Source organism: Pseudaminobacter soli (ex Zhang et al. 2022) (assembly GCF_014595955.1).
Taxonomy (GTDB): Bacteria; Pseudomonadota; Alphaproteobacteria; order Rhizobiales; family Rhizobiaceae; genus Kumtagia; species Kumtagia pseudosoli.
This window is the reverse complement of the sequence record NZ_JABVCF010000010.1, coordinates 94,649-118,782: the sequence shown is the minus strand read 5'-3', so window position 1 is coordinate 118,782 and position 24,134 is coordinate 94,649. Positions and strand designations below refer to the sequence as shown.

At 63.4% G+C, this 24,134-nt stretch carries 27 protein-coding genes; 18 read left to right on the top strand and 9 right to left on the bottom strand.

What is annotated here, in order from left to right; translation table 11 throughout:
• Nucleotides 1-34 precede the first annotated feature (34 nt).
• The 5 genes from acpS to recO all read left to right on the top strand — a co-directional run bounded on the left by acpS (nucleotide 35) and on the right by recO (nucleotide 3,740).
• Nucleotides 35-445 (top strand): holo-ACP synthase, encoded by a 411-nt coding sequence (gene acpS / locus HUI96_RS18845; protein WP_188256227.1) that lies wholly within the window; start codon nucleotides 35-37, stop codon nucleotides 443-445.
• Between the two features lie 82 nt (nucleotides 446-527).
• Nucleotides 528-1,277, top strand: a complete 750-nt coding sequence (lepB, locus tag HUI96_RS18840) for a signal peptidase I (RefSeq protein WP_188256226.1) — start codon at nucleotides 528-530, stop codon at nucleotides 1,275-1,277.
• 4 nt (nucleotides 1,278-1,281) lie between these two features.
• The gene (rnc, locus tag HUI96_RS18835) at nucleotides 1,282-1,998 is read left to right on the top strand and encodes a ribonuclease III (RefSeq protein ID WP_188256225.1); all 717 of its coding nucleotides are present in this window, start codon (nucleotides 1,282-1,284) and stop codon (nucleotides 1,996-1,998) included.
• Complete coding sequence (era, locus tag HUI96_RS18830) at nucleotides 1,992-2,906, top strand: GTPase Era (protein WP_425299245.1); 915 nt, start codon at nucleotides 1,992-1,994, stop codon at nucleotides 2,904-2,906. Before rnc ends, era begins: the two co-directional genes overlap by 7 nt.
• A gap of 84 nt (nucleotides 2,907-2,990) precedes the next feature.
• Complete coding sequence (recO, locus tag HUI96_RS18825; protein ID WP_188256223.1) at nucleotides 2,991-3,740, top strand: DNA repair protein RecO; 750 nt, start codon at nucleotides 2,991-2,993, stop codon at nucleotides 3,738-3,740.
• Nucleotides 3,741-3,772: 32 nt separating this feature from the next.
• On the opposite strand, the gene HUI96_RS18820 is transcribed toward recO, so the two are convergent.
• Complete coding sequence (locus tag HUI96_RS18820; RefSeq protein WP_188256222.1) at nucleotides 3,773-5,005, bottom strand: MFS transporter; 1,233 nt, start codon at nucleotides 5,003-5,005, stop codon at nucleotides 3,773-3,775.
• Nucleotides 5,006-5,229: 224 nt separating this feature from the next.
• On the opposite strand from HUI96_RS18820, the gene HUI96_RS18815 reads away from it, so the two are divergent.
• From HUI96_RS18815 to HUI96_RS18800, 4 genes are all read left to right on the top strand, one after another.
• Complete coding sequence (locus HUI96_RS18815) at nucleotides 5,230-5,748, top strand: RNA polymerase sigma factor (RefSeq protein ID WP_188256221.1); 519 nt, start codon at nucleotides 5,230-5,232, stop codon at nucleotides 5,746-5,748.
• Nucleotides 5,745-6,536, top strand: coding sequence for an anti-sigma factor family protein (locus tag HUI96_RS18810; protein WP_188256220.1), 792 nt, complete (start codon nucleotides 5,745-5,747; stop codon nucleotides 6,534-6,536). Before HUI96_RS18815 ends, HUI96_RS18810 begins: the two co-directional genes overlap by 4 nt.
• Before the next feature lie 121 nt (nucleotides 6,537-6,657).
• Nucleotides 6,658-7,173 (top strand): GNAT family N-acetyltransferase, encoded by a 516-nt coding sequence (locus tag HUI96_RS18805; RefSeq protein WP_188256219.1) that lies wholly within the window; start codon nucleotides 6,658-6,660, stop codon nucleotides 7,171-7,173.
• A gap of 59 nt (nucleotides 7,174-7,232) precedes the next feature.
• Nucleotides 7,233-8,696: a RimK family protein gene (locus HUI96_RS18800; RefSeq protein WP_188256218.1), complete on the top strand. Its 1,464-nt coding sequence runs from the start codon at nucleotides 7,233-7,235 to the stop codon at nucleotides 8,694-8,696.
• A 20-nt stretch (nucleotides 8,697-8,716) separates the two neighbouring features.
• Here the strand turns inward: HUI96_RS18800 and HUI96_RS18795 are convergent, their stop codons facing one another.
• Entirely contained in the window at nucleotides 8,717-9,370 is a 654-nt protein-coding gene (locus HUI96_RS18795; RefSeq protein WP_188256217.1) for an HD family hydrolase, read from the bottom strand.
• Nucleotides 9,370-10,284 (bottom strand): YgfZ/GcvT domain-containing protein, encoded by a 915-nt coding sequence (locus tag HUI96_RS18790; RefSeq protein ID WP_188256216.1) that lies wholly within the window; start codon nucleotides 10,282-10,284, stop codon nucleotides 9,370-9,372. Before HUI96_RS18790 ends, HUI96_RS18795 begins: the two co-directional genes overlap by 1 nt.
• 80 nt (nucleotides 10,285-10,364) lie before the next feature.
• Here HUI96_RS18790 and HUI96_RS18785 point away from each other — a divergent pair, with 80 nt between their 5' ends.
• Nucleotides 10,365-11,696, top strand: a complete 1,332-nt coding sequence (locus HUI96_RS18785; RefSeq protein ID WP_188256215.1) for a dihydroorotase — start codon at nucleotides 10,365-10,367, stop codon at nucleotides 11,694-11,696.
• Between the two features lie 287 nt (nucleotides 11,697-11,983).
• Here the strand turns inward: HUI96_RS18785 and HUI96_RS18780 are convergent, their stop codons facing one another.
• From HUI96_RS18780 to HUI96_RS18765, 4 genes are all read right to left on the bottom strand, one after another.
• Complete coding sequence (locus HUI96_RS18780) at nucleotides 11,984-12,760, bottom strand: hypothetical protein (RefSeq protein WP_188256214.1); 777 nt, start codon at nucleotides 12,758-12,760, stop codon at nucleotides 11,984-11,986.
• Nucleotides 12,761-12,836: 76 nt separating this feature from the next.
• The gene (locus tag HUI96_RS18775; protein ID WP_188256213.1) at nucleotides 12,837-13,100 is read right to left on the bottom strand and encodes a hypothetical protein; all 264 of its coding nucleotides are present in this window, start codon (nucleotides 13,098-13,100) and stop codon (nucleotides 12,837-12,839) included.
• Nucleotides 13,101-13,237: 137 nt separating this feature from the next.
• Nucleotides 13,238-13,576 carry a TIGR02301 family protein gene (locus HUI96_RS18770; protein WP_237684237.1) on the bottom strand — a complete coding sequence of 113 codons (339 nt, stop codon included), beginning with the start codon at nucleotides 13,574-13,576 and terminating at the stop codon, nucleotides 13,238-13,240.
• 87 nt (nucleotides 13,577-13,663) lie between these two features.
• Nucleotides 13,664-14,089 carry an NUDIX hydrolase gene (locus tag HUI96_RS18765; RefSeq protein WP_188256212.1) on the bottom strand — a complete coding sequence of 142 codons (426 nt, stop codon included), beginning with the start codon at nucleotides 14,087-14,089 and terminating at the stop codon, nucleotides 13,664-13,666.
• Between the two features lie 82 nt (nucleotides 14,090-14,171).
• On the opposite strand from HUI96_RS18765, the gene HUI96_RS18760 reads away from it, so the two are divergent.
• The gene (locus tag HUI96_RS18760) at nucleotides 14,172-14,933 is read left to right on the top strand and encodes an SOS response-associated peptidase (RefSeq protein ID WP_188256211.1); all 762 of its coding nucleotides are present in this window, start codon (nucleotides 14,172-14,174) and stop codon (nucleotides 14,931-14,933) included.
• 125 nt (nucleotides 14,934-15,058) lie between these two features.
• Here the strand turns inward: HUI96_RS18760 and HUI96_RS18755 are convergent, their stop codons facing one another.
• Entirely contained in the window at nucleotides 15,059-15,214 is a 156-nt protein-coding gene (locus tag HUI96_RS18755; protein ID WP_188256210.1) for a transcriptional regulator, read from the bottom strand.
• A gap of 481 nt (nucleotides 15,215-15,695) precedes the next feature.
• On the opposite strand from HUI96_RS18755, the gene cysS reads away from it, so the two are divergent.
• The 7 genes from cysS (at nucleotide 15,696) to HUI96_RS18720 (ending at nucleotide 22,547) form a co-directional block, all read left to right on the top strand.
• Entirely contained in the window at nucleotides 15,696-17,204 is a 1,509-nt protein-coding gene (cysS, locus tag HUI96_RS18750; RefSeq protein WP_188256209.1) for a cysteine--tRNA ligase, read from the top strand.
• Between the two features lie 124 nt (nucleotides 17,205-17,328).
• Entirely contained in the window at nucleotides 17,329-17,721 is a 393-nt protein-coding gene (locus HUI96_RS18745) for a VOC family protein (protein ID WP_188256208.1), read from the top strand.
• Between the two features lie 4 nt (nucleotides 17,722-17,725).
• On the top strand, nucleotides 17,726-18,220 hold the full coding sequence (locus HUI96_RS18740) for a GFA family protein (protein WP_188256207.1): 495 nt from the start codon (nucleotides 17,726-17,728) through the stop codon (nucleotides 18,218-18,220).
• Nucleotides 18,217-19,167, top strand: coding sequence for a prolyl aminopeptidase (pip, locus tag HUI96_RS18735; RefSeq protein WP_188256206.1), 951 nt, complete (start codon nucleotides 18,217-18,219; stop codon nucleotides 19,165-19,167). The genes HUI96_RS18740 and pip overlap by 4 nt, the downstream gene beginning before the upstream one ends.
• Before the next feature lie 63 nt (nucleotides 19,168-19,230).
• The gene (gene cimA / locus HUI96_RS18730) at nucleotides 19,231-20,847 is read left to right on the top strand and encodes a citramalate synthase (protein ID WP_188256205.1); all 1,617 of its coding nucleotides are present in this window, start codon (nucleotides 19,231-19,233) and stop codon (nucleotides 20,845-20,847) included.
• Between the two features lie 94 nt (nucleotides 20,848-20,941).
• The gene (rarD, locus tag HUI96_RS18725) at nucleotides 20,942-21,847 is read left to right on the top strand and encodes an EamA family transporter RarD (protein WP_188256204.1); all 906 of its coding nucleotides are present in this window, start codon (nucleotides 20,942-20,944) and stop codon (nucleotides 21,845-21,847) included.
• Nucleotides 21,848-21,860: 13 nt separating this feature from the next.
• On the top strand, nucleotides 21,861-22,547 hold the full coding sequence (locus HUI96_RS18720; protein ID WP_188256203.1) for a glutathione S-transferase family protein: 687 nt from the start codon (nucleotides 21,861-21,863) through the stop codon (nucleotides 22,545-22,547).
• 45 nt (nucleotides 22,548-22,592) lie between these two features.
• On the opposite strand, the gene HUI96_RS18715 is transcribed toward HUI96_RS18720, so the two are convergent.
• Nucleotides 22,593-24,122 carry a putative bifunctional diguanylate cyclase/phosphodiesterase gene (locus HUI96_RS18715; RefSeq protein WP_188256202.1) on the bottom strand — a complete coding sequence of 510 codons (1,530 nt, stop codon included), beginning with the start codon at nucleotides 24,120-24,122 and terminating at the stop codon, nucleotides 22,593-22,595.
• Between the last annotated feature and the right edge of the window lie 12 nt (nucleotides 24,123-24,134).

Genomic DNA, 24,134 nt, shown 5'->3' with positions numbered 1-24,134 from the left:
CGAAAGCTGCAGGTACCTTAAGGAGGCCACGCCCATGATCATCGGCATCGGCAGCGATCTCGTCGACATCCGCCGTATCGCGAGTTCGCTCGACCGCTACGGTGAGCGCTTCATCAAGCGGATCTACACCGAGATCGAGCAGGTCAAGGCCGAGAGGCGACGCGAGCGGGTGGCGACCTATGCGAAGCGCTTTGCCGCCAAGGAGGCGATGTCGAAGGCGCTGGGCACCGGCATGTCGCGCGGCGTCTTCTGGCGCGACATGGGCGTGGTCAACCTGCCCGGCGGCAAGCCGACGATGCACCTGACCGGCGGGGCCGCGGAGCGCCTGAAGGAAATGCTCCCCAAAGGCCATCGCGCCGAGATTCACCTTTCCATCACCGACGATCACCCGCTCGCTCAGGCATTTGTGATCATCGAGGCTTTGCCCGTCGAACAAGAGCCATGATTATGGCATCGAAGCCGGCCACGCGGCGTTGCCCCGCTCAAGCCTAACCCTTATACGGAACCCCAACCCGACCGAGGACTGAATGAGCGTGGCCGAGAAGACAGCAAAGAAATCAGGGGGGCTTGGCGAAACCGTCAATGTCATCTTCCAGGCGCTGATCCTCGCGCTCGTGATCCGCACCCTACTGTTCCAGCCCTTCTCCATCCCGTCGGGCTCGATGCGCCCGACCTTGCTTGAGGGCGATTATCTGTTTGTCACCAAGTGGTCCTACGGCTACTCGCGCTACTCGCTGCCGTTCTCGCCCAACCTGTTCTCCGGCCGCATCTTCGGCAGTTCGCCCGAGCGCGGCGACGTGGTCGTTTTCAAGTTTCCGCCCAATCCGTCGCTCGACTACATCAAGCGGGTGGTCGGCCTCCCGGGCGACCGCATCCAGATGCGCGGTGGCCAGCTCTTCATCAACGGTGAAGCCGTTTCGCGTGAGAAAGTCGGGGAGATCAATGATCCCGACGTGACCGAGGTCGACCGGCCGGTGGATGTGTTCCGCGAGACACTGCCCAATGGCGTCTCCTACGAGACGCTTGATCTCACCCCCAACGGCATAGGCGACGACACCCGAGAATATGTCGTGCCGCCCGGCCATTATTTCATGATGGGCGACAACCGCGACAACTCGACCGACAGCCGGTTCACCGTCGGCTATGTGCCGGAGGAGAACCTCGTCGGAAGGGCCAACATCATCTTCTTCTCGATTGCCGGCGGCGCCAGCCCGCTCGAGATCTGGAAGTGGCCGACGGAACTGCGCCCCTGGCGTTTGTTCAATTTCGTCCGATAGCCCGATGGGACTGAAACGGCCGACCGGCGAAGCTCTTGCGGCCGCCTTGCGCATGCGTACCGGCCATGACTTCGCCGATGTCGCGCTCGCCCAGACTGCACTCACCCATTCGAGCGCGGTCAAGGCGAAGACGAACAACGAGCGCCTGGAGTTCCTCGGCGACCGGATTCTTGGGCTCGTCGTCGCCGACATGCTCTTCCACCGGTTTCCGGAGGCGCGGGAGGGAGAACTCGCACCCCGCTTCAACGCGCTCGTAGATGCGCGCACCTGCGCCGAGATCGGCATTGAACTTGGCCTGGACGAGCTCATCCGTGCCGATGCCGCGCTGAAGGTCTCGAAGGGTGGGAAATCGGGCAACTACCTCGCGGACGCGGTGGAAGCGCTGATCGCTGCGATCTATCTGGACGGTGGTATGGATCCTGCACGCGCCTTCATCCTGCGGTATTGGGAACCGCGTTCGAGCAGCGTGGTCGAAAAGCCGCGCAACCCCAAGTCCGAACTGCAGGAATGGGTCGCTCAGGCAAACGGCGCCCGCCCCGAGTACATGATCGAGACCCGTGAAGGGCCTGACCATGAACCGATCTTCACGGTAGTGGTGAACGTCGAGGGTTTTGAGCCGGCGCGGGCGAGCGGCCGCTCTAGGCGCGGAGCCGAGGAGGCGGCGGCGACCGAGTTCCTGATCCGCGAAGGGGTCTGGACCACAGAAAGGGCAGCATCGTGAGCGAGGCCGCAACCGCCGAGACACGCTCCGGCTTCGTCGCCCTGATCGGCGCGCCGAATGCCGGCAAGTCGACGCTGGTGAACCAACTGGTCGGCGCGAAGGTTTCGATAGTCACTCACAAGGTGCAGACGACCCGAGCCATCGTCCGCGGCATCGCCACGCACGACACCACCCAGATCGTCTTCGTCGACACGCCCGGCATCTTCAAGCCGCGCCGGCGACTGGACCAGGCGATGGTGACGACCGCCTGGGGCGGCGCCAAGGACGCCGACGTGGTGATGGTTCTGATCGACGCGGAGCGCGGGCTTCGCGGCGATGCCGAGGTCCTCCTCGAGAACCTCAAGGACGTCCGCCAGCCAAAAATCCTGATCCTGAACAAGATCGACCGGACCAAGCCCGAACGGCTGCTCGAACTGGCGAAGGAAGCGAACGAGCGTATCGCCTTCGAGCGCACCTTCATGGTCTCGGCACTGACCGGCGCCGGTTGCAAAGCCATCCTAGACTATCTCGCGCAATCGCTGCCGGCGGGGCCATGGTTCTACCCGGAGGACCAACTCTCCGACCTGCCGATGCGCCAGTTGGCAGCGGAAATCACGCGCGAAAAACTGTTCCTGCGCCTGCATCAGGAATTGCCCTACTCTTCCCACGTCGAGACCGACAAATGGGAGGAGAAGAAGGACGGCTCGGTGCGCATCGAGCAGACGATCTATGTCGAGCGCGACAGCCAGAAGAAGATCGTGCTGGGCGCCAAGGGCGAGACGATCCGCTCGATCGGACAGGCCTCGCGAAAAGACATCTCCGAGATCCTCGAACAGCCGGTGCACTTGTTCCTGTTCGTGAAGGTGCGCGAGAACTGGGGCGACGACCCCGAGCGCTACCGGGAGATGGGGCTGGATTTTCCGCGCTGAGTGGGGCGGTACGGAGGCTTGCTTAGATCGGCTTTCTAACCCCTCCCTTGATCTCTCGCTTCTACAGGTGGAATGCTCGCCCTCATGGAATGGCGTGACGAAGGCATCATCCTGGGTTCCCGCAAGCACGGTGAGAGCAGTGTCATCCTTGAAGTGATGACGCGCGGCCATGGCCGCCATCTCGGCATGGTGCGGGGAGGGCGCTCGCGAAAACAGCAGCCGGTGCTGCAGCCCGGCAACCGCGTCGAGTTGGTGTGGCACGCGAGGCTCGACGAGCATCTCGGCGTGTTCCAGGCGGAAGCCGTTGAGTTCAATGCTGCGCGGCTGTTCGACAGTGCCGCGGCGGTGTTCGGTCTCCAGACGCTCGCGTCCCATCTGCGTCTCCTGCCGGAGCGGGACGTGCATCCGGACCTCTACGAAGCCCTGATCGTCCTGCTCCGCCACCTCGACGACCGGCTGTTAGCCGGCGAGTTGGTCGCCCGCTTCGAACTGATGGTGCTCGAGGAATTGGGTTTTGGGCTCGATCTCACCGAATGCGCGGCGACCGGTGTCCGCACCGAACTGGTCTATGTCTCGCCGAAATCCGGCCGCGCCGTATCGCGCGAGGCGGGCGAGCCCTGGCGCGACAAGATGCTGGTTTTACCGGGATTCTTGGTCGAGGGCCCGGCCACGCGCGCCGATCCCGTCGCTCTGGGCGAAGCCTTCCGCCTGACCGGCTTTTTTCTCACTCGCCATGTCTACGAGCCGCGCGGCATAGCCGAGCCGGAGGCGCGGGCGGGTTTTCTCGAGGCTCTGCGCAGGGCGAACGCCGTGCCCGGAGAGAATGCAGCGTGAGGATCGTGCCGGGGGACGGAGCCAGCGGAGTCCTACTCTGCCGGCGCGAGCGCCAGCCGCTCAACCGGCTTCTCGCGGATCGGCCAATGGACGATGGCAGCGAAGACGCCCAGCACCACCCCGAGCCACCAGACCGGGTCGTAGGTGCCGAAACGATCGTAGAGATAGCCGCCGAGCCACACGCCCAGGAACGAGCCGATTTGATGCGACAGGAAGACCACCCCGCCGAGCATGCCGAGATGGCGGGTGCCGAACATGATCGCCACAAGTCCGTTGGTGGGCGGCACGGTCGAGAGCCAGAGCAGGCCCATGACGATCGAGAACACCACGACGCTGGTCGGCGTCTGCGGCAGAAGCAGGAAGGCGGTCACGGCGACTGAGCGCCCGAGATAGATCAGTGCCAGGAAGATCGGCTTGGAATAGCGCTGGCCGATGGCGCCGGCGGCGAGCGCGCCGATGATGTTGAAGAAACCGATCAGCGCGAGCGCGATCACCGCATATTTCGCGGGAATGCCCAAGTCACCGATATAGGCGGGGAAATGCGCGGTGATGAAGGCGACCTGGAAGCCGCAGACGAAGAAGCCGGAGACCAGCAGCACGTAGCTCGAATGGCCGAGCGCCTCCTTGAGCGCCTCGCCCACGCTCTGCTGCAGGCTCGCCTTGCCGTCGTGCGCATGCGAACTGCCGGCAAGCGGCGCTGCGAGCACCGGGATGACGAGCATGGCGATCGCCATGTAGGTCAGCGTGGACGACCAGCCGAATGCGTCGATCATGCCCTGGCTGATCGGCGCGAACACGAACATGCCCGCTGAGCCTGCCGCCGTACCGATGCCAAAGACAATTGAGCGCTTTTCGGGCGGGGTGTGCCGCGCAAAAGCCGCCAGCACGATCGAGAACGATCCGGCTGCGACTCCGAGGCCGACCAGCACGCCCCCGCCGATATGCAGCAGCGTAGGCGATGTGGCGGATGCCATCAGCGCGAGGCCGGCGGCGTAAATCGCGCCGCCAAGAGCCAGCACCCGCCATGTTCCGTAGCGGTCGGCGATCGCGCCGAAGAACGGCAGGCCGAGACCCCAAAAAAGGTTCTGGATCGCCATGGCGAGCCCGAAGGTGGTGCGGTCCCAGCCCTTTTCGGCCAGCATTGGCAGCTGGAAAAAGCCCATGGCCGACCGCGGCCCGAAGGTCAGCGCGGCAATCAGGCAGCCGCAGATGATGATCAGCCACGGAACACGTCCTGATGCCGCACTCTTGATCGTCGATGTCATGAATCAGGTCTCCGGATCGGCCGCACAATATCCGACCTGCCATGCTCTTCGGAATGAATTGATTAGACGATCTGTTCAGTTTCCTTGATGGATCGGGAATTTTTCGACCCTCGGGAGCGTTCTTCTTACATGGGCACGGAAAGGGATCGCCTTCGTCCTCGACCTTGCAACCGGAGGGGAAATCGGATCGAATCGGCGGAACGCCAGCGGTGCACGTGTCGCCCATGGACGACAGACGAAGAGCGATCCTCGAGGAAATTCCGCGCCTCAGACGGTATGCGCGAGCTCTGATGCGCGATCGCGACCGAGCGGACGATCTCGTCCAGGACTGCCTGGAGCGGGCCCTGAGCCGCCTCGACAACTGGCGCACGGGCGAGAGCCCACGCAGATGGCTGTTCACGATCATGCATCACCTGTTCCTCGATCAGATGCGTAGGGAGAAGAGAAGAGGCGAAGGGGCCATGCTGCCGCTGGAGTCACATGACGCCATGTCGGTACCGTCCGAACAGGCCGAGGATGCCGCCTCCCGCGAGGTCCTGCAGGCACTGCAGTCGATCAGTCCCGAGCGGCGCTCTGCAATCCTGATGGTTGCGGTGGAAGGTTTCTCCTATGCCGAGGCGTCGGCCGTTCTCGGCATTCCGGCCGGCACTCTGATGTCGCGGATCGCCCGGGGGCGTGAGGACCTGCGCGCCATCCTCGACGGCGGTTCGCGGCGTCGCGCGATCAGGGTGGTCGAGCCATGACTGCGCGTAGCTTCTCCGAGCGGGATATCCACCTCGCGCTGGATGGCGAGCTTCCGGAAGACGAGCGCGCCGCCTACCAGGATTGGCTCGACTCCAATCCGGAGATGAAGGCCCGGGCGGACAGGTTTGCCGCCGACATGACGCTTCTTCGCGCGGCGCTGGGCCCGATCGCGCAAGAACCTGTCCCCGATCGGCTTGCCCACATCGTCAAGGGCGAGTGGCCCAAGGCGCCCTCCAAGACGGCATGGTGGCGCAATGCGGCCGCCGCTGCGCTGATCTTCGCGGTCGGCGGCCTCGCCGGCTATTTCGTGGCCGGCAGCGGCATGCTGGGCGGGCAGACCGAGATCGAAGAGCGCCTCGCCGATCAGGCGATCGATGCCCACAACACCTTTACCGCGGATCAGGCGCATCCCGTAGAAGTCGCCGGCGACAACAAGCCCTATCTCGAGGCATGGCTTTCGGCCCGTACCGGGCTGAAGCTGGTCGCCCCTGATCTCACGCCGCAAGGGTTCTCGCTGCTGGGCGGCCGTGTCGTACCCAGTGACGACAAGCCTGCGGCGCTGCTGATCTACAAGGACCAGGACGGCAATCGCGTCTCGATCTACATGATGGCAGAAGGCGATAAGAAGACGAAGGGGGTCTACACGGCAGAAGAGGGCAGACCCGTCGCCGTTTATTGGTCAGACAAGGGGTTCGGCTGTGCGATCGTGAGCGATCTGCCCGAGGAGCGGCGCGACGAGATAGCCGCCCACGCATGGCGCCAGATCAAGCAGGGCCTCGCCGCCTAAGCTGCGGCCGATACGTCACAATTCAGCCCGAATCGAAGCGCGAAAGCGCGATTGATGCCGACTGCTCGCATACGGCAGGATATTGGTTGTCCTGGCTTGGAGCGAGGAAGACCCCACCCGCATGTCCGTGGAAATCCGTCCGGCCAGGCCTTCAGATCTCGACGCGCTTCTGGCGCTGGAGGAGGCGTCCTTTCCCGGTGACCGCATTTCCCGGCGATCGTACCGCCGGCTGATCGGGAGGCCGACCGCGCTGGTGTTCGTGGCGGAGGATGAGGGCGCGATCTCTGGGAGTTTCACGGTGCTGTTGCGCCAGAACAGCCGTCAGGCGCGGCTCTATTCGATCGCGGCGGCAAGGGATGGTTCCGGTCTCGGTCGCGCGCTGCTCGCGGCGGCTGAGAGGTCGGCGGCCATGCGCGGATCGCGATGCATGCGCCTGGAGGTCCGCCAAGACAATACGCGCGCCATCTTCTTCTATGAAAAGTCCGGTTACCAGCAGATAGGTTTCAAAATGGACTATTATTCCGATGGAATGACAGCGCTGCGATTCGAGAAACCTTTGGCAGACCACCTGCATTACTGTGCTGGCGAAGTTAATGTCTCCGAGGCGTCCAGCCTTGACGAGAGACAAGAGTTTTGACCCCTTTAGGAGCCGAGTGAGGCCGCAATCGTGCAACGCCATCCCCTGCGGAAAGTTCGATGACCTGGGTCATCCTGACTGGCCGGAACAGCGACCTCGGTCAGGTCGATACTCCGCACAAGATCATCACCAATCGCGAATATCTCACCCACCCCGCCCTCTTCCGCGGACAGCGGCCGAAGGTGATCAACCTTTCCAACAACTATGCCTACCAGAGCCGCGGCTACTACGCTTCGTTGCTCGCCGGGTCGCGCGGCCACAAGGTGATCCCAACGGTCGAGACGATGATTGACCTGTCCGAGCGCAAGCTCTACGAGAACGCGCTGCCCGAGCTTGAGACGGCGCTCAACAAGTGCCGCAAGGAACTCGGCGGCTCCTATCCCCCGAAAGTCTGCATCTTCTTCGGAATCGGCCCGTCGAAGGTGTGGGATCGCTTCGCCAAGCTGCTGTTCGACTGGTTCCGGGCCCCGGCGCTCGAGGTTGTGATCCGCGACGGCCAGAACTGGGCGTCGATCCAAAGGATCGGCTTCCATCCCTTGGCGCGGCTGTCGGCGGATGAGAAGCCCCGCTTTCTCGCCAGCCTGGAGGCCTACACCAGCCGCGAGTGGCGCGATTCGAAGACGCGGACGCCGGCCCGCTACACCTTCGCCACGCTGGTCAACCCTCAAGAGCAACTGCCGCCCTCGGAGATCGGTTCTTTGCGGTACTGGGCTCGGATCGCTGAGAAGATGGGCGTGGAGGTAGAGCCCATAACCAAGCGCGACCTCGCCAAGCTCGCCAATTACGACGCCCTATTCATCCGCGAGACGACGTCGATCTCGAACCACACCTACCGGTTCGCCCGGCGAGCGCAGCAGGAAGGCATGCCGGTGATCGACGATCCGCTCTCGATGATCCGCTGCACCAACAAGGTTTATCTTCACGAACTCATGTCGGCCAACAAGGTACCGGTGCCGCCGACCGTGATGATCGCAGGGGTCTCGGACCTGCAGCTTGCGGCGGACACGCTCGGTTTTCCACTGGTGCTGAAGATACCAGACAGTTCCTTCTCCCGCGGCGTGAAGAAGGCCAACGACTTCGCCGAACTAAAGGCGCTCGCCGAGCAGTGGCTGGAAGAGTCCGACCTGCTGATCGCCCAGAAATTCGTGCCGACCGACTATGATTGGCGGGTAGGCGTGCTTGGCGGGCAGCCGCTCTTTGCCGTGCAGTACCTGATGGCCAAGAAGCACTGGCAGATCGTCAACCACAAGACGAACGGCAAGCCCGACCAGGGCGGAGTCAAGACCTTCACGCTGAAGGACGCTCCCGAAGACGTCATCGCCACCGCGGTCAAGGCCGCACGCTGCATCGGCGACGGGCTCTACGGCGTGGACCTTAAGGAGACCAAGGACGGCGTCGTCGTCATAGAGGTCAACGACAACCCCAACCTCGATCATGGATGTGAGGATACCGGCGAGAAGGACGAGGTCTGGGTGCGTCTGACGCAGTGGTTCCTGGACAGGCTGGAGCGCCAGGGGCGGTAATCGTCTTGCCCGCTCGCCTGCTAGCCCGCTTTCGCGTCCTCACGAAGCTCCCGGCGGGCGGGTTGGGCGGCGCGCAGCGTCTCGATCTCATTGAAACGGCTCAGGAACGCAGCCTCGATGCATTTGACCGGCTGCGGCGACAAGTCCTCCGGACCGAGCACGATGCCTGACGGTCGACCGAAGAACTTTGCCGCCTCTCCGATCTGGAAGCCGGCCAGCAGTGTCGCCTCGAAATAGGCAGCGACCTGGTCGGCCTTCTTGATCTCTTTCTTGAGCTTCTCGTCCATACTCGCGCCAAGCGAGAAGCGCAGATGAATCGCGCGCTGCAACCGTTCCTCGATCAGCTTGTAGCCTCCGCCGACCACCGCCTTGAATGGCGAGATCATGTCGCCGATCACGTATTCCGGGGCATCGTGGAGAAGAGCCGTTAGCCGCTCGTCGGGCGTGGCGTGCGGCAGGCGACGACAGAAGATCTGCTCCACCAGCAGCGAGTGCTGGGCGACCGAAAAAGCATGGTCGCCCAAGGTCTGCCCGTTCCAGCGGGCGACACGCGCGAGCCCGTGCGCGATGTCAGTGATTTCGACGTCGAGCGGGGAGGGGTCAAGCAGGTCCAGGCGGCGTCCCGACAGCATCCGCTGCCAGGCCCGGGTTGGCGCGCCAGGACGGTCGGGCATCAGGCCTCCTCCGAAGCGGCCGTGTCCTGCGGGAACGTGAAGCGCGCCCAAGACGGAATCGCCAGGGAGAGCGTGGCCTCGCCGGCCGTTATCGGCTGGCCGGCATCCATCGCCGCCTTGGCCTTGTCGAGACGCACCAGCGCAATAGCTGTATCTCCGGCCACCGAGCCCAGCGTTCCGATCGGACGGCCGGCTGCGACGATCTCGGTGCCGGGCGAGGGAAGGGAACCTTCAGCAGACGCGATCACAGCACGGCGGCGCGCCGTCCCGCGGTGCTGCATGCGTGAGACGACCTCTTGTCCGACATAGCAGCCCTTGCGGAATCCGACGCCACTCATCTGGTCGAGCAGCACGTCATGCGGGAAGGTATCGCCGAGCGCATAGTCGGAACCGCTCTCGGGTATCCCTTGGGCGACCCGGAATCGATGCCACCTGGCCAAATCGCTCGTCTCAACCGCCGCGTCGCCATAGCAGCGCCAGACCCGGGCAGGCTCGGCGAAGCGCAGGTCGCGCAGGCCCTTCTCCATTGAATCATTTTCTGAAGAGCCTGCACCAGGCTGTGAAGACGCGGACCCGCTTGGCGAGGAATCTGACTCGGTCTCCCAGGAAACCGTTACAAAGTCCTGGTCCAGCTTGGAAATTTCCGCCTTGGCCCGCAGCCGATAAAGCATAAGCCGGCGTACGAGATCGTCCGCCACGTCGGCGCGGCACTCGAGAAGCAAGCCGTTTTCGCCGCTGCGCGAAACAAGAAAATCGAACAGGATCTTGCCCTGAGGCAACAGGAGCGCGCTTGGCATTGCCTCGCCCGGCTTGAGCGTATCCAGGTCCGCCGTGATCACATTCTGCAGGAGATGTTCGGCGTCCGGGCCGACAACGGAGATGAGGGCGCGGTCGGGGAGGCGGGCGGTTGGCATCGGCGCTTTCTGTCGGGTTGCATTCGGCAGGGCCATTACGTAAGCCCGCCTCAAGCGACCGGCAAGGGCGGCATTGAAGCATGGCCAAGACCTACGATCTGATCCTGACAGGCGGCACCCTGGTCAACCACGACGGCATCGGACGCCGCGACGTGGGCATCACCGGCGGGCGCATCGTCACCGTAGGCGACCTGTCGCAAGCCTCGGCAGGCGAGACCGTCGACTGTACGGGCCTGCACATATTGCCCGGCGTCATCGACACGCAGGTGCATTTCCGCGAGCCGGGGCTGGAGCACAAGGAAGACCTGGAGACCGGTTCGCGGGCCGCGGTGCTGGGCGGGGTGACCGCGGTGTTCGAGATGCCGAACACCCATCCCACGACGACAAGCGAGGCCGCTCTTGCCGATAAGGTGGCGCGTGCGACGAACCGCATGCACTGCGACTTCGCCTTCTGGGTCGGCGGAACCCGGGACAATGCCGATCAGGTCAGTGAGTTGGAGCGGCTGCCGGGCGCGGCCGGCATAAAAGTGTTCATGGGGTCCTCGACCGGCACGCTGCTGGTGGAAGACGACGACGGCGTCTTCTCGATCCTGAAGAACACAAGGCGCCGTGCGGCCTTCCATTCGGAGGACGAGTTTCGCCTGCGCGAACGAGCGGGCCAGCGCATGCCCGGCGATCCCTCATCCCATCCGGTCTGGCGAGACGAGGTCGCAGCGCTGTCCTGTACGGAAAGGCTGGTTGAGGTTGCGCGCCGGGCCCGCGCCCGTATCCATGTCCTGCACATCTCGACTGCGGAGGAGATGGACTTCCTGCGCCACCACAAGGACGTGGCGAGCTGCGAAGTCACTCCGCATCACCTGACGCTAACTGCGGATGATTATGCGCGACTCGGCACACTCATCCAGATGAACCCGCCCGTGCGCGAACGCCGGCACCGCGACAGGCTATGGCAGGCGCTGAGAGACGGCGTCGCTGACATTTTGGGCTCGGACCACGCGCCGCACACCCTGGAGGAGAAGGCCAAGTCCTATCCCGCTTCGCCCTCCGGCATGACGGGAGTGCAGACGCTCGTCCCGATCATGCTCGACCACGTGAATGCCGGCCGCCTTTCGCTGGAGCGGTTGGTCGACCTCAGCAGCCATGGACCCAACCGCCTGTTCGGGATGGCACGCAAGGGTCGGATTGCGGCCGGCTACGACGCGGATTTCACCATCGTCGACCTTAAGCGCTCCGAGACGATCACCAACGCCCAGGCCGGCTCCAGGGCGGGATGGACGCCCTATGACGGCAAGCGCGTGACCGGCTGGCCGGTCGGCACCTTCGTCCGTGGAATGCGGGTGATGTGGGAGGGCGAGATCGTCACGCCGGGCAGCGGCCAGCCGGTGCTGTTTTCGGAGGCGCTGCCAAACTAATCCGTGCGTCCTTCGAGGTTCCCCTCCGACTGCGCTCAGGGTCGCACCTCAGGATGAGGACCGTTGCGCTTGCAACGCTAATCGCAAAGGCCGGGATGGCATCCTAACCCGGCCTGGTACGCCAGCAAAATCGGACGTTCAATCCGGGTAAAGCGACCCAGTCTATGGTCGACGGTGCCGGTTAGCGCCTTCGGCACTCCGGTCCTCATCCTGAGGTGCCACCCTGAGCGCGAGCCACGGTGTGGCGAGCAGTCGAAGGGGAGCCTCGAAGGACACACCGCCAACCCCTACTCCCCAGCCACGAAGAACGCCCAGCGACCCTCTGGTGTGATGCCAACGCGGTAGAAGATGTAGGAGCCGTATTCCTTCATTTCCTCGTAATCGCCCGCCGTAACGATCTTGAACAGTTCGACGCGCTGCGGGCCGGTCAGCCGGTCGATCGGCACCGCGAAGAAATAGGGCCAGGCATAGAGCTCTTCGGGCGTGCCCGGGTCGAGGTGGACGTAGCCGGCCGAAAGCACCTCTTCGAGAATCGCGAGAATCTCCTGACCGTCCTCGTCGCCGGCGACGCTCTTCAGGTGCTCGATCGGGTCGGTCTCCAGCCCGGCGAGTGACAGTTGGGTCATGTCTTCCCCGGTTCCGAGCAGCGGCCGTAGCCCTTCGATATCTCCGCTCCGGCAAATCTCCAGCAGCTTTTCACGTGTCTGCTGCACTTGGACTGGAAGCTTGGCGGTGTCGTAGAGAACTTCCGGGATCGGTGCCGCCGGGTCCATCTGTCCTCTGGCTGGGCCCGGCTGTGCGGGCGCTTCCGAGTCCGGCTGAGCCGGCTGCTGAATCGCGGGCTCGTCGGGCGTGTCCGGCTCCGAGTCGTCGGGCATGGGAACGGCGTTTTCGCTGCCGTCCGCACCGGGAGACTGCGATGTTGTCGGGGCGGGGAGCTCTTCGCGCCTGATCTCGCTGAGGGCCAGAGCCTGCGATGTGCCGATCGCCCCGAAGATGACTACCGCAGCGAGCAAGTTCATTTGCACCGCGAACCGGGTTGTCGCGGGGGCTTTGTAAATCATTCCGTTTTCTCCGCCGGACGCGGCTAGGCCGCGAGTCCGGCAGGCCTTAGCATGAATCGCCGTCGATAGGGACGATTCAATGCCGCGACTGGGACGGAGCGAACTCGCCCGCCAAAACCCTTTCGCGCATCCGGTCGATCAGCGAGAGGGCGACCTCTTCACCGCTCGACCGGAAGACCTCGTAGAGAGCGGTGGCAAGCGCGGTCTCGGCGATGATGTCAGCCTCGATGCCGGCGGACAGGCCTTCGGCCCAGGCCTCGGTGTGGCATTCGAGCGCCGTAAGGCGCTTCTCCTCTTGCACCAGTGCGTCGATGTCGCGGGTAGTATGATTTACACTCACATCCGCACCCTCTCTAAAAGCCTTGAATCCGAAGCCCCTAAAGGGCAACTTTATTCAAGTTTTTAATGCCCCGTTAAGACTTCTATCACACTTAGGCGCAACTGCACGCGCGCATTGGCGAAAAAGTTAACCGCCCCCTAATTTCCGTAGCGGCTGGAGATTTCGCGCGAAAGCTGCTCGCCCTCTTTCATGTAGCGTCTGATCGCCTCGGTCGCGGAAGGCGTGCAGGTGCTGTAGCTGCCCTCGAACGAGCGGTAGCCGTGATTGAAACGTGCGATCAGCCGGGCTCGACGCGCCGCGTCGGGATTCTCCACGGCGAGCAGTTCCTCCATCTTGCCGCGCCATTGGTCGCCCTTTTCGCCGCAGAGATTGCGCAGGAAATGGAGCGAGCCAAGCACTTCGGAGAGACGCAGTAGCCCGCTTTCGTACGGGCCCTCGGCCGCGCGCGCCAGATCGCGCCCGCCCATCGCAAGCATTGCGCAGATTATCGGCACCACCACCGTCGACCGCCCCATACGCGGCTTATCGGCGCTCATTTTGGCGGCGGCAAGGCCGTCGGGTGATTATCCCCGGCCAAACGTAAGTAGTTCCTCGGCAATTTCGCCCACTGACCCCACAAGTGGCAGGCATCGAATCTCGTCCAGCGTGAAGAAAGCTGCCTCTTCGGCGTCGCTGGCACTCACCGGCTCGCCGCCGACATGGGGGCCCGAGAATACCTGCAGGAGGAAATGGACGGGCGGATCGCCGTCGCCAGGGCCGATGAGAATTTCGGTCACGGGCGTAAGCGGGCCGGCCTGCAGCCCCGTCTCCTCGAAGAGCTCGCGCCGCGCCGCCTGCTCGAGCGTCTCGCCGGACTCGACGCGGCCGCCGGGGAAGGCATAGAGCCCACGCGACGGCGCCAGCCCGCGCTTGACCAGGAGGATGCGATCATCCTGCACGAGGGCGACTGAAACGGCGGCAATCGGTTCTGCGGCTGGGACTTCTTGCATGCTCTGGACAAGTCGATGGGTTGCGCGGGCGGGCTTCGATCACCACACTAGATGCGCACGAAGATCAACCGGAGAAGGCTGAATGTGTGGTCGTTTCACGCTGATGGCGACCTGGGAAGAGGTGGTGGCCTACATGTCGCTACTCGAGGTGGAGCCGTTTCCGCCTCGCTACAACATCGCGCCCACCCAGCCGATCCTGCTGGTCATGGCCGACGAGCCGAGGGAGCCCGGCTCGAACCTGCCGGATCGCAAGGCCGTGCTGGTGCGCTGGGGGCTGATCCCGGCCTGGGCAAAAGATCCGAAAAGCCTTCCGTTGCTCATCAATGCCCGCAGCGAGACCGCCGCGGAGCGCAACACGTTCAAGGCTGCGATGCGGCACCGCCGTGCTCTCGTGCCGGCCAGCGGCTTCTTTGAATGGAAGAAGGTCGGGAACCGGAAGCAGCCATTCTTCCTGAGGCCCAAGGGCGGCGGACTGGTGGCCTTCGCCGGCCTGATGGAGACCTATCTCGATCCCAACGGCTCGGAGATCGACACCGGCGCGATCCTGACGACCAACGCCAGCCCCGATATTGCCGACATCCATGACCGCATGCCGGTCGTCGTCAAACCGGAGGATTTTTCACGCTGGCTCGACTGCCGCAGCAACGAGCCGAAGGATGTCGCGGATATCCTTCAGCCGCCTGAGCAGGGAATGTTCGAAGCAATTGCGATTTCTGATCTGGTCAACAAGGTCGCCAATACGGGGCCGGAGATTCTTCGACCTGCCGCTCTCCAGGACTCGCCCGCGAAGCCCACAAAACCCGACACCAAGCCTACGGAAGGCGCGCAACTAAGTCTGCTTTGATCCGCCACGTCTCGCCTGGCGTCGCCGACGCTCACTTCGAAAGCCAAAGTGGAAAGCCAAAGTGCCGGTGCGGGGCGTATCCGTGCCCGCAAGGCCAAAGCGCCTCTGGCGGCGCTTTTGGTTGCTCAAGCCTTGACCTGGGTCGGCTGCGGCTTCTTGTTCTTCTTCTTGCCGGCTGCAAGTGCTCCGGCGACGGCCGCAGGGCCGATGGCGCGATAATGCTTCACCAGATTGGCATACTGAGCGCGCGCTCGTTCCGCTTCGCTCTTGAGGATAGACATCTTTTCACGTCCTTCAGGCATATCAGGGCGCCGGCTCATCGGAACCGATTCTGACGAATCCGTGACCGATGCTCATACACATCCCGGCAAATTCCATAATTGTGTAGCCATGCTTAAGAAAAGCCTGCTGGTGTTGCTTTCCTGTCACGGCCGCGGCAACCTTTCTCAGGCTAAGCCACGCCCTCGGTTAAAATCTACACTGGAAATGCAACAAAAAAGTGCCGGGTCTGACACAATCTCGTAACATTTCGCATAGCCTGACGTCGTTTCGTGAAGCTGCGCTTGACGAAGCCGCGGAGAGCGCGCGATAAGGCTGGCAATGAAAACGGCTTTCGCACTTTGCGGCATTTGCATTATCGGCTAGCGCACACGCTGGTCCGGTCGTTTTCGCTCATCCACATCCGACACGAAAAACGTCCAGGCCAGTAGGCTGGAGTTCGCCGCATACCGCGCGGACTCGACCGAGGAACCGGGACGAACGATGACGGACGGCAGAGGCTTACGGCTCTACAACACGCTCACGCGGTCGAAGGAGGAGTTTTCCTCGATCGATCCGAATAATGTGCGCATGTATGTCTGCGGGCCGACAGTTTATGACTATGCGCATATTGGCAATGCCCGGCCGGTCATCGTCTTCGACGTGCTCTACAGGCTGCTGCGCCATGTCTATGGGGCGGACCACGTCACTTATGTCCGCAACATCACCGATGTCGACGACAAGATCAATGCGCGTGCAGCGCGCGACTATCCCGGCCTGCCGCTGAACGAGGCGATCCGCAAGGTCACCGAAGAGACCAACGCGCAGTTCCAGGCTGACGTGAAGGCGCTGGGCTGCCTGGAGCCCTCCAGTCAGCCGCGCGCCACCGAGTACATTGACGAAATGAAGGAGATGATCGAGCGCCTTGTCGAACGCGGTGTCGCCTATGTCGCGGAAGACCATGTGCTGTTCTCGCCGTCGGAGATGAACAGGCGCTGCGGCACCCGCTACGGCCTGCTGTCGAAGCGGCCGCTCGACGAGATGATCGCCGGCGCCCGGGTGGACGTAGCCTCCTACAAGCGCGACGAGATGGATTTCGTCCTGTGGAAGCCGTCCAAGTTTGGTGAGCCTGGGTGGCCTTCTCCGGCGGGCATTGCCGTCCCCGGCCGCCCGGGCTGGCACATCGAGTGCTCAGCCATGTCGATGGCGAAGCTGCTCGAGCCCTTCGGCGGCGGACTTCGCTGCGACGACCCTACGAAGAACGTCTTCGACATCCATGGCGGCGGCATCGACCTTGTCTTCCCGCACCACGAGAACGAGATCGCCCAGACTTGCTGCGCGCTCGGCACCGAAAGGATGGCCAATGTTTGGATGCACAACGGCTTCCTGCAGGTCGAAGGCAAGAAGATGGCCAAGAGCGAGGGCAACTTTGTCACCATCAACGAACTCTTGAACACGGAAAAGTTCGGCGGCCGGCGCTGGCCGGGCGAGGTGCTTCGGCTCGCCATGCTGATGACCCACTACCGCGAGCCGATCGACTTTTCGGTGAGGAAGCTGGAGGAGGCGCTTTCGCTCTGGACCCGCTGGTCGCGTGCGCTTTCCGAACCCTTCGGCGAGCCCGTCGTAGCGGACGAACTTCTCGAAGCTCTCGCCGACGATCTCAACTCGTCCCGGGCGATGGCTCTGCTCAACGAATACGGCTCGCTGGCCTTCCGTGGCGGGCTGCGCGGCGACGAGACCGAGCAGGAGATCGAAGAGCGCCGGGTCTTTGGCGCGCAGCGCCTTGCCGGCGCGCTGCATCTTCTCGGGATATCCGTCGACGCCGGTATGGACGAGGAGGTGGAGCGGATCACGAAGGAAAAGGTTGCCGAACGCCTCGCCTTCATCCGCGAGAAGAACTGGGCGGAGGCCGACCGCATCCGCAACGAATTGCTCGCCCAGGGAATCCAGCTCAAGGACGGCAAGGACCCGGCCACCGGCGAACGCATCACCACCTGGGAGGTGAAGCGGTGAGGGAGGTGCTCGCCGATATCAACAGTGTCTGTCAGCATATTGTCATTGCCGCGGGCGTCGGCGGTGCGGAAGTCTCCCTCGATGCTATCGTGTCGTCCTCGACAACCCAAATGGAGCCACGGCCATGATCGACCACACGGGTGTTTCGGTTTCAAACTTCGACGCGTCCAAGGCTTTCTACGACAAGGCGTTGGCGCCGCTCGGCGCCCGGATGCTGATGCAGGTACCGCTGGAGCGCACCGGCGGCCTGGGAGTCGCGGGTTACGGGCGGGAGCGCCCGACTTTCTGGCTGCACGAGGGCAGGCCGACTGACCGTCAGCACGTTGCCTTCTCGGCGCGCAGTCGCGAGGAGGTGGATGCCTTCCACAGGGCGGCGCTCGCTGCGGGCGGCAGGGACAATGGCGGCCCAGGCCTGCGCAGACATTACCATCCCGACTACTACGGTGCCTTCGTGCTGGACCTGGACGGTCATAATGTGGAGGCCGTGTTCCACGGCCATGTGCCGGCGAAAGGGTGAAGCGATGAGCCTCGACAACGTCCCGCACTATACCGGCGGCTGCCAATGCGGCGCCGTGCGCTTCCGCGTCGAGGGCGCGCTCGGCCATGCCTCCGTCTGCCACTGCCGCATGTGTCAGAAGGCCTTTGGCGCCTTCTACGCGCCGCTGGTCTCGGTGCGAGAGGCCAGATTTTCCTGGACGCGAGGCGAGCCAAAACGATTTCGCTCGTCCAACCTGATCCAACGGGGATTTTGCGGGGATTGTGGCACTCCGCTCACCTATGAGGCGCCGGACGGGATGGCCCTTGCCATCGGCGCCTTCGACCAGCCGGAGGAGATCGCCCCGGAAATCCAGTGGGGCATCGAGGCGAAGCTCCCTTACGTCGACGATGTTCCGAATCTGCCGGGCAAGGCGACGATGGAGGACTCGGCTGCTGCCGCCTTCCTAGCCGAACTGGTTTCCTATCAGCATCCAGATTTTGATACAGAAGAATGGCCGCCAAGGAGCAAGGCAGAATGAGCGGATTGCGAGGCCTCTATCCCAGTATCGAGCCGTTCGACAGCGGCATGCTGGATGTCGGCGACGGGCACCGGATCTACTGGGAGCGCGTCGGCACGAAGGGCGCTAAGCCCGCCGTGTTCCTGCATGGCGGCCCCGGCGGCGCGACCGCGCCGGACTATCGCCGCGTCTTCGATCCGGCACGCTATGACGTGATCCTGTTCGACCAGCGCGGCTGCGGAAAGTCTACGCCCTATGCCTCGATCGAGGCGAATACGACCTGGCATCTCGTCGCCGACATCGAGCGGTTGCGCGAGATGTGCGGTTTCGAGAAGTGGCTTGTGTTCGGCGGCTCCTGGGGATCGACGCTGGCGCTCGCCTATTCCGAGACGCATCCGGAGCGCGTCAGCGAACTCGTCGTCCGCGGCGTCTACACGCTCACCCGCGCCGAACTCGAATGGTATTATCAGTTCGGCGTCTCCGAGATGTTCCCGGACAAATGGGAGCGGTTCCTTGCGCCAATCCCGGTCGGGGAGCGCGGCGACCTCATGGCGGCCTATCGCAGGCGCCTGACCGGGAGCGACCGGCAGGCGCAGATCGAGGCGGCGCGCGCCTGGAGCATTTGGGAAGGCGAGACCATCACCCTGCTGCCGCAGCCCGAGGTGAGCGGAAAATTCCATCAGGACGAGTTCGCGCTCGCCTTCGCCCGCATCGAGAACCACTACTTCGTGCACGCCGGCTGGCTGGAGGAGGGGCAACTCATCCGCGACGCGCACAGGCTGAAGGGCATCCCCGGCCTCATCGTGCACGGGCGCTACGACATGCCTTGTCCCGCCCGCTATGCCTGGCAGCTTCACAAGGCCTGGCCGGACGCGGAGTTCTTCCTGGTCGAGGGCGCGGGCCACGCCTATTCCGAGCCCGGCATCCTCGACCGGCTGATCTACGCGACCGACAAGTTCGCGAGATGATCTCTCCTCAATCTACTCCCCTCTGGCCGGCCGGTCAGAGGGGAGTGTGAAGGTTCTCCATTCATGAAAAAACAGCGCATCTATCTCTTCGACACCACGCTCCGTGACGGTCAGCAGACGCCGGGCATCGACTTCTCCGTCGAGGACAAGATCGCCATTTCGGCCATGCTCGACGAGTTCGGCCTCGACTACGTCGAGGGCGGCTATCCCGGTGCCAATCCGACCGACACGGCGTTCTTCGCCGAGAAACGGACGCGCCGGGCAAAATTCGTCGCCTTCGGTATGACCAAGCGCGCCGGCGTCTCGGCCTCGAACGATCCGGGACTGGCGGCGCTCGTCCAGGCGAAGTCGGACGCGATCTGCTTCGTCGCCAAGAGCTGGGATTATCACGTCCGCCTGGCACTCGGCTGCACGAACGAGGAGAACTTGGAGGCGATCCGCGCCTCTGTGGAGACGGCCCGCTCCGCCGGCAAGGAGGCGATGGTCGACTGCGAGCACTTCTTCGACGGCTACAAGGCGAATCCGGACTTTGCGCTCGCCTGCGCAAAGACGGCTTACGAAGCCGGGGCCCGCTGGGTCGTGCTCTGCGATACCAATGGCGGCACGCAGCCGTCTGAAGTGCGCGAGGTCGTCAAGGCGGTGATCGCTGCCGGCGTTCCTGGAGAAAACCTCGGCATCCATGCCCATGACGACACCGGCCAGGCGGTGGCCAATTCCCTGGCAGCGGTGGACTCGGGCGTGCGCCAGATCCAGGGCACGCTGAACGGCATCGGTGAACGCTGCGGCAACGCCAATCTCGTTACCATCATCCCGACGCTGATGCTGAAGCCTGCATTCGCCGACCGTTTCGAGACCGGCATCTCAGCGGATGCACTGGCCGGCATCTCGCGGCTGTCGCGCGGCTTCGACGAGATGCTCAACCGAGCACCCCAGGCCCAGGCGCCCTTTGTCGGATCGTCGGCTTTCGCGACGAAGGCCGGCATCCATGCTTCCGCTTTGTTGAAGGACCCGAAGACCTACGAGCATGTGCCGCCGGAGGCGGTCGGCAACCATCGCCGGGTCATGGTCTCGGACCAGGGCGGCAAGGCCAATTTCATCGCCGAGCTGAAGCGGCGCGGCATCGAGGTCCTGCGCGACGACAATCGCCTCGACACGCTGATCTCGCTGGTGAAGGAGCGCGAGGCCGAGGGGTACGCCTACGAAGGCGCTGACGCGAGCTTCGAGCTCTTGGCGCGGCGCATGCTGGGCTCCGTGCCGGAGTTCTTCAACGTCACGTCCTTCCGCTGCATGGTCGAGCGCCGTTTCGACGCCAACGGCCATCTCAAGACCGTGTCAGAGGCCATCGTGAAGGTGAACATCGACGGCGAGGAGCGCATGTCGGTCGCCGAAGGTCACGGCCCGGTCAACGCGCTGGACATCGCGCTGCGCAAGGATCTTGGCCGCTACCAAGCCGAGATCGCCGATATGTCGCTGGTCGACTTCAAGGTCCGCATCTTGAACGGCGGCACCGAGGCGGTCACCCGCGTCCTGATCGAATCCCACGATTCCACCGGCGCCCGCTGGTGGACGGTCGGGGTCTCCGACAACATCATCGACGCCTCGTTCCAGGCGCTGATGGATTCGATCGTCTTCAAGCTGATGAAGAACCGCGAGATGGCCGGGCTGGTGGCGGCAGAGTAGTCCGTCGCCTTCGCAGCAGACATCACCGGAATTGCAATGAACCATCACAAAAATTCGGTGGTGAAAGGGGCCGGGGCGTCGCATAGGACGCCCCATGACAGCCGAAGTCTCCTTGCCGAATTCTGATGCCGCTACCCGCGGGTTCCTCTTCGCCCTTGTCGCCTACGTCTTTTGGGGTGTGCAGCCGATCTTCATGAAGATGGTTGCGCACATACCGGCCACTGAAGTGGTGGCGCATCGCATCGTCTGGGCTGTCCCGGTGGCCGGCTTCGTTCTGTGGGCGCTTGGCCGCACCGCAGACCTCAAGGCGGCGCTTAGCTCGCCGCGTACGCTGCTGATGGCGGCGCTGACTGCAAGCATTATCACGCTGAACTGGGCCGTCTACATCTGGGCGATCGCCGTCGACCGCGCAGTCGAGACGGCGCTGGGCTACTATATCAATCCCCTTGTGACCGTGGCGCTCGGCGCCTTTATGCTCGGAGAGAGGCTGAGCACCGCCCAGATGGCGGCAGTGGGGCTCGCCCTGCTCGCGGTGGTGATCCTCACCATCTATACGGGCGGGCTCCCCTGGGTGTCGCTGGTGCTGGCGGTCACCTTTGCGATCTATGGGTACTTGCGCAAGACGCTGCCGATCGGCCCCAGCCAGGGCTTTTTCCTAGAGGTCCTCATCCTTTGCCTGCCGTTCCTGGGCTACATCGTCTGGCTGCAGCTTCGCGGCGAGGGGCACTTTGTCCCCTCTCAACCCGGCGACATCGCGCTGCTCATGATGTGCGGTCCGATCACGGCGATCCCCCTGTTGCTCTATGCCTTCGGCGCCAAGCTGCTCCGCCTCTCGACCATTGGTCTGATGCAGTACATCGCGCCGTCGATCGTGCTGTTGCTGGCCGTCTTCGCCTTCGGCGAGCCTTTTGATGGGGTACGTGTCACGGCTTTCGGCCTGATCTGGCTGGCGCTCGTCATCTACACCTGGTCGATGTTTGCCGGCCGCCGGTCCGGCTGAGGGTGGAACAAGAATGTACACGCTGCACATTGCCAACAAGAACTATTCATCCTGGTCGTTGCGCCCCTGGATCCTCATGCGGGAACTCGGCATTCCCTTCGAGGAACATCAGGTCCCATTCCCGAGCCAGGGAAGCTTCGAGACTTACCGCGCGTTCTCGCCAAGCGGACGGGTTCCGTGTCTGACCGACAACGGCTTGGCGGTCTGGGATTCACTGGCAATCGTGGAGTACCTCGCCGAGCGCCATGCAGCCGTCTGGCCCGAGGACGCGAAGGCCCGCGCATGGGCGCGCTCCGCGGCCGCCGAGATGCATTCGAGCTTCGTAGCGCTGCGCAACGATTGCACTATGAACTGCGGCGTGCGTGTCCGGTTGAAGCCGCAGTCCGAATCGCTGCAGCACGATCTCTTCCGCCTCTCTGACCTATGGAACGACGGCCTGAGCCGGTTTGGCGGGCCGTTCCTCGCCGGGGCCAGGTTCACGGCGGTCGACGCCTTCTTCGCGCCAGTGGCGTTCCGGGCGCAGACCTACGGGCTGGAGTTCACGGGAGCCGCAGCCGCTTATCCCACACGCCTGCTTGCTTTGCCTGCCATGCGCGAATGGTACGAGGCTGCCCTCGCAGAAACCTGGCGCGAGCCGGCCCACGAAGCCGAGATGCTCGCCGAGGGAGAGTTTTTGGACGACCTTCGCGCCTCCACGTGAAGGCTGAGCCGGCGTCGGGGGCTCCTGCGCCTCCCCCTGATGAAGCTATGCCGTGAGCCTAGTGGACCCATTCTGAAGGTCGAGCACGCCGGATAGCTCCTTCCTCGGCATCGGCCTGCCGATAAAATAGCCTTGAAAGCGGGTGCAGCCGGCCGCCCTTGCAAGTTTGAACTCTTCGGCGGTTTCGATTCCTTCGGCCACAATCGTCAGATCCTGTATGCGTCCGATCTGGGCGAGGGCCGAAACGAACACTTGAGCAACCTCGTCATTCGCGAGCCGGTTGATGTAGCTCCGATCGATCTTGATGCTGTTTATTGGAAGTGTCTTCAGGTAGTTGAATCCGCAATGCCCCGTTCCGAAATCGTCGAGGGCGATCCGGAACCCAAGCTCCTTCAGACACTGAATTCGGGCGAGTACTTCGGGCGTCGCGGCCGTGGCCACTGTTTCCGTGATCTCCAGGACAAACTGTGAGGCCATGCGGCCGGACTCGAGAAGAACGCGCTGAGCCATCAAGACCACCTCGTCTCGCTTCAGCTGCTCGCCCGAGACGTTGATGCTGATCCGCTTCCCCGGAAATTGCGTAATGTCCGCGCATGCGCGCTTGAACACCCACTCACCCACCAGGTCGATGAGCGTAGAATGCTCTGCCACGGGGATGAATTCGGCGGGCGATATGATCCCGCGCACCGGGTGGCGCCAGCGTACCAGCGCCTCCAGCGCAAAGATCGAGCCGTCGGCGTTGGCCACAGGCTGATAATAGAGCTCGAGTTCATTGAGATAGACTGCGGCGCGTAGCTCGCGCTCGATCAGCCGACGTTGCCGCTTGCCGGCGAGCATCTCCGCCTCGAATACCGTCAGACGATTGCGGCCGGTCGCCTTGCTCTCGTACAGCGCGACGTCGGCCATGAACATCAGGTCCGAAGCGCTCGAGCCATGCGTAGGCGCTGCAGCAATACCCATCGAAACTCCGAACGGGACTCTTCTGCCCTCATGAACCGTGCCAGACTGCATGACGGCGAGCAGTTCGGTGGCCTTGCTGCAGATCAGGTCAAGGTCGGCATGCGGTACGATCACACCGAACTCGTCGCCGCCCAGGCGACCGACAAAGCCGTCGTCGAATACTCCGCCGGCCGCGGCCGCAAGATGGCGAAGAGCGCTGTCACCGAAGCTGTGGCCGAACGTGTCATTGAGTTGCTTGAAGTGATCGAGGTCGAGCAGGATCAGAGTACCGTCCTTCCGGTCTCCCATGTCGCCGATGGAGCGCTCCAGCATCTCCATGAAGTATCGCCGCGTCATTGCCCCGCTGACGGCATCAATCGAGAGGCGCCGGTGCTCCTCGGTTTCCGCTGCTGCCGCTGATGCCAACCGTTGCACCATCACTCTTCGCATATATTCGAATGTGCACAGAGCCAGTCCGATCGAACAAATCGAGGCGAGCAGCACCGTCTTGTTGAGACCACTTTCCGCAGCCTTGAGGACGACGACGCCGACGGCGGCCATGCTGATGAGAAGCAGCACCTGCGTGGTATGATAGAGCCCGCGAGTGTGCGAGCGAATGGACGCAATAATGCTCATCGACCCAGCCCC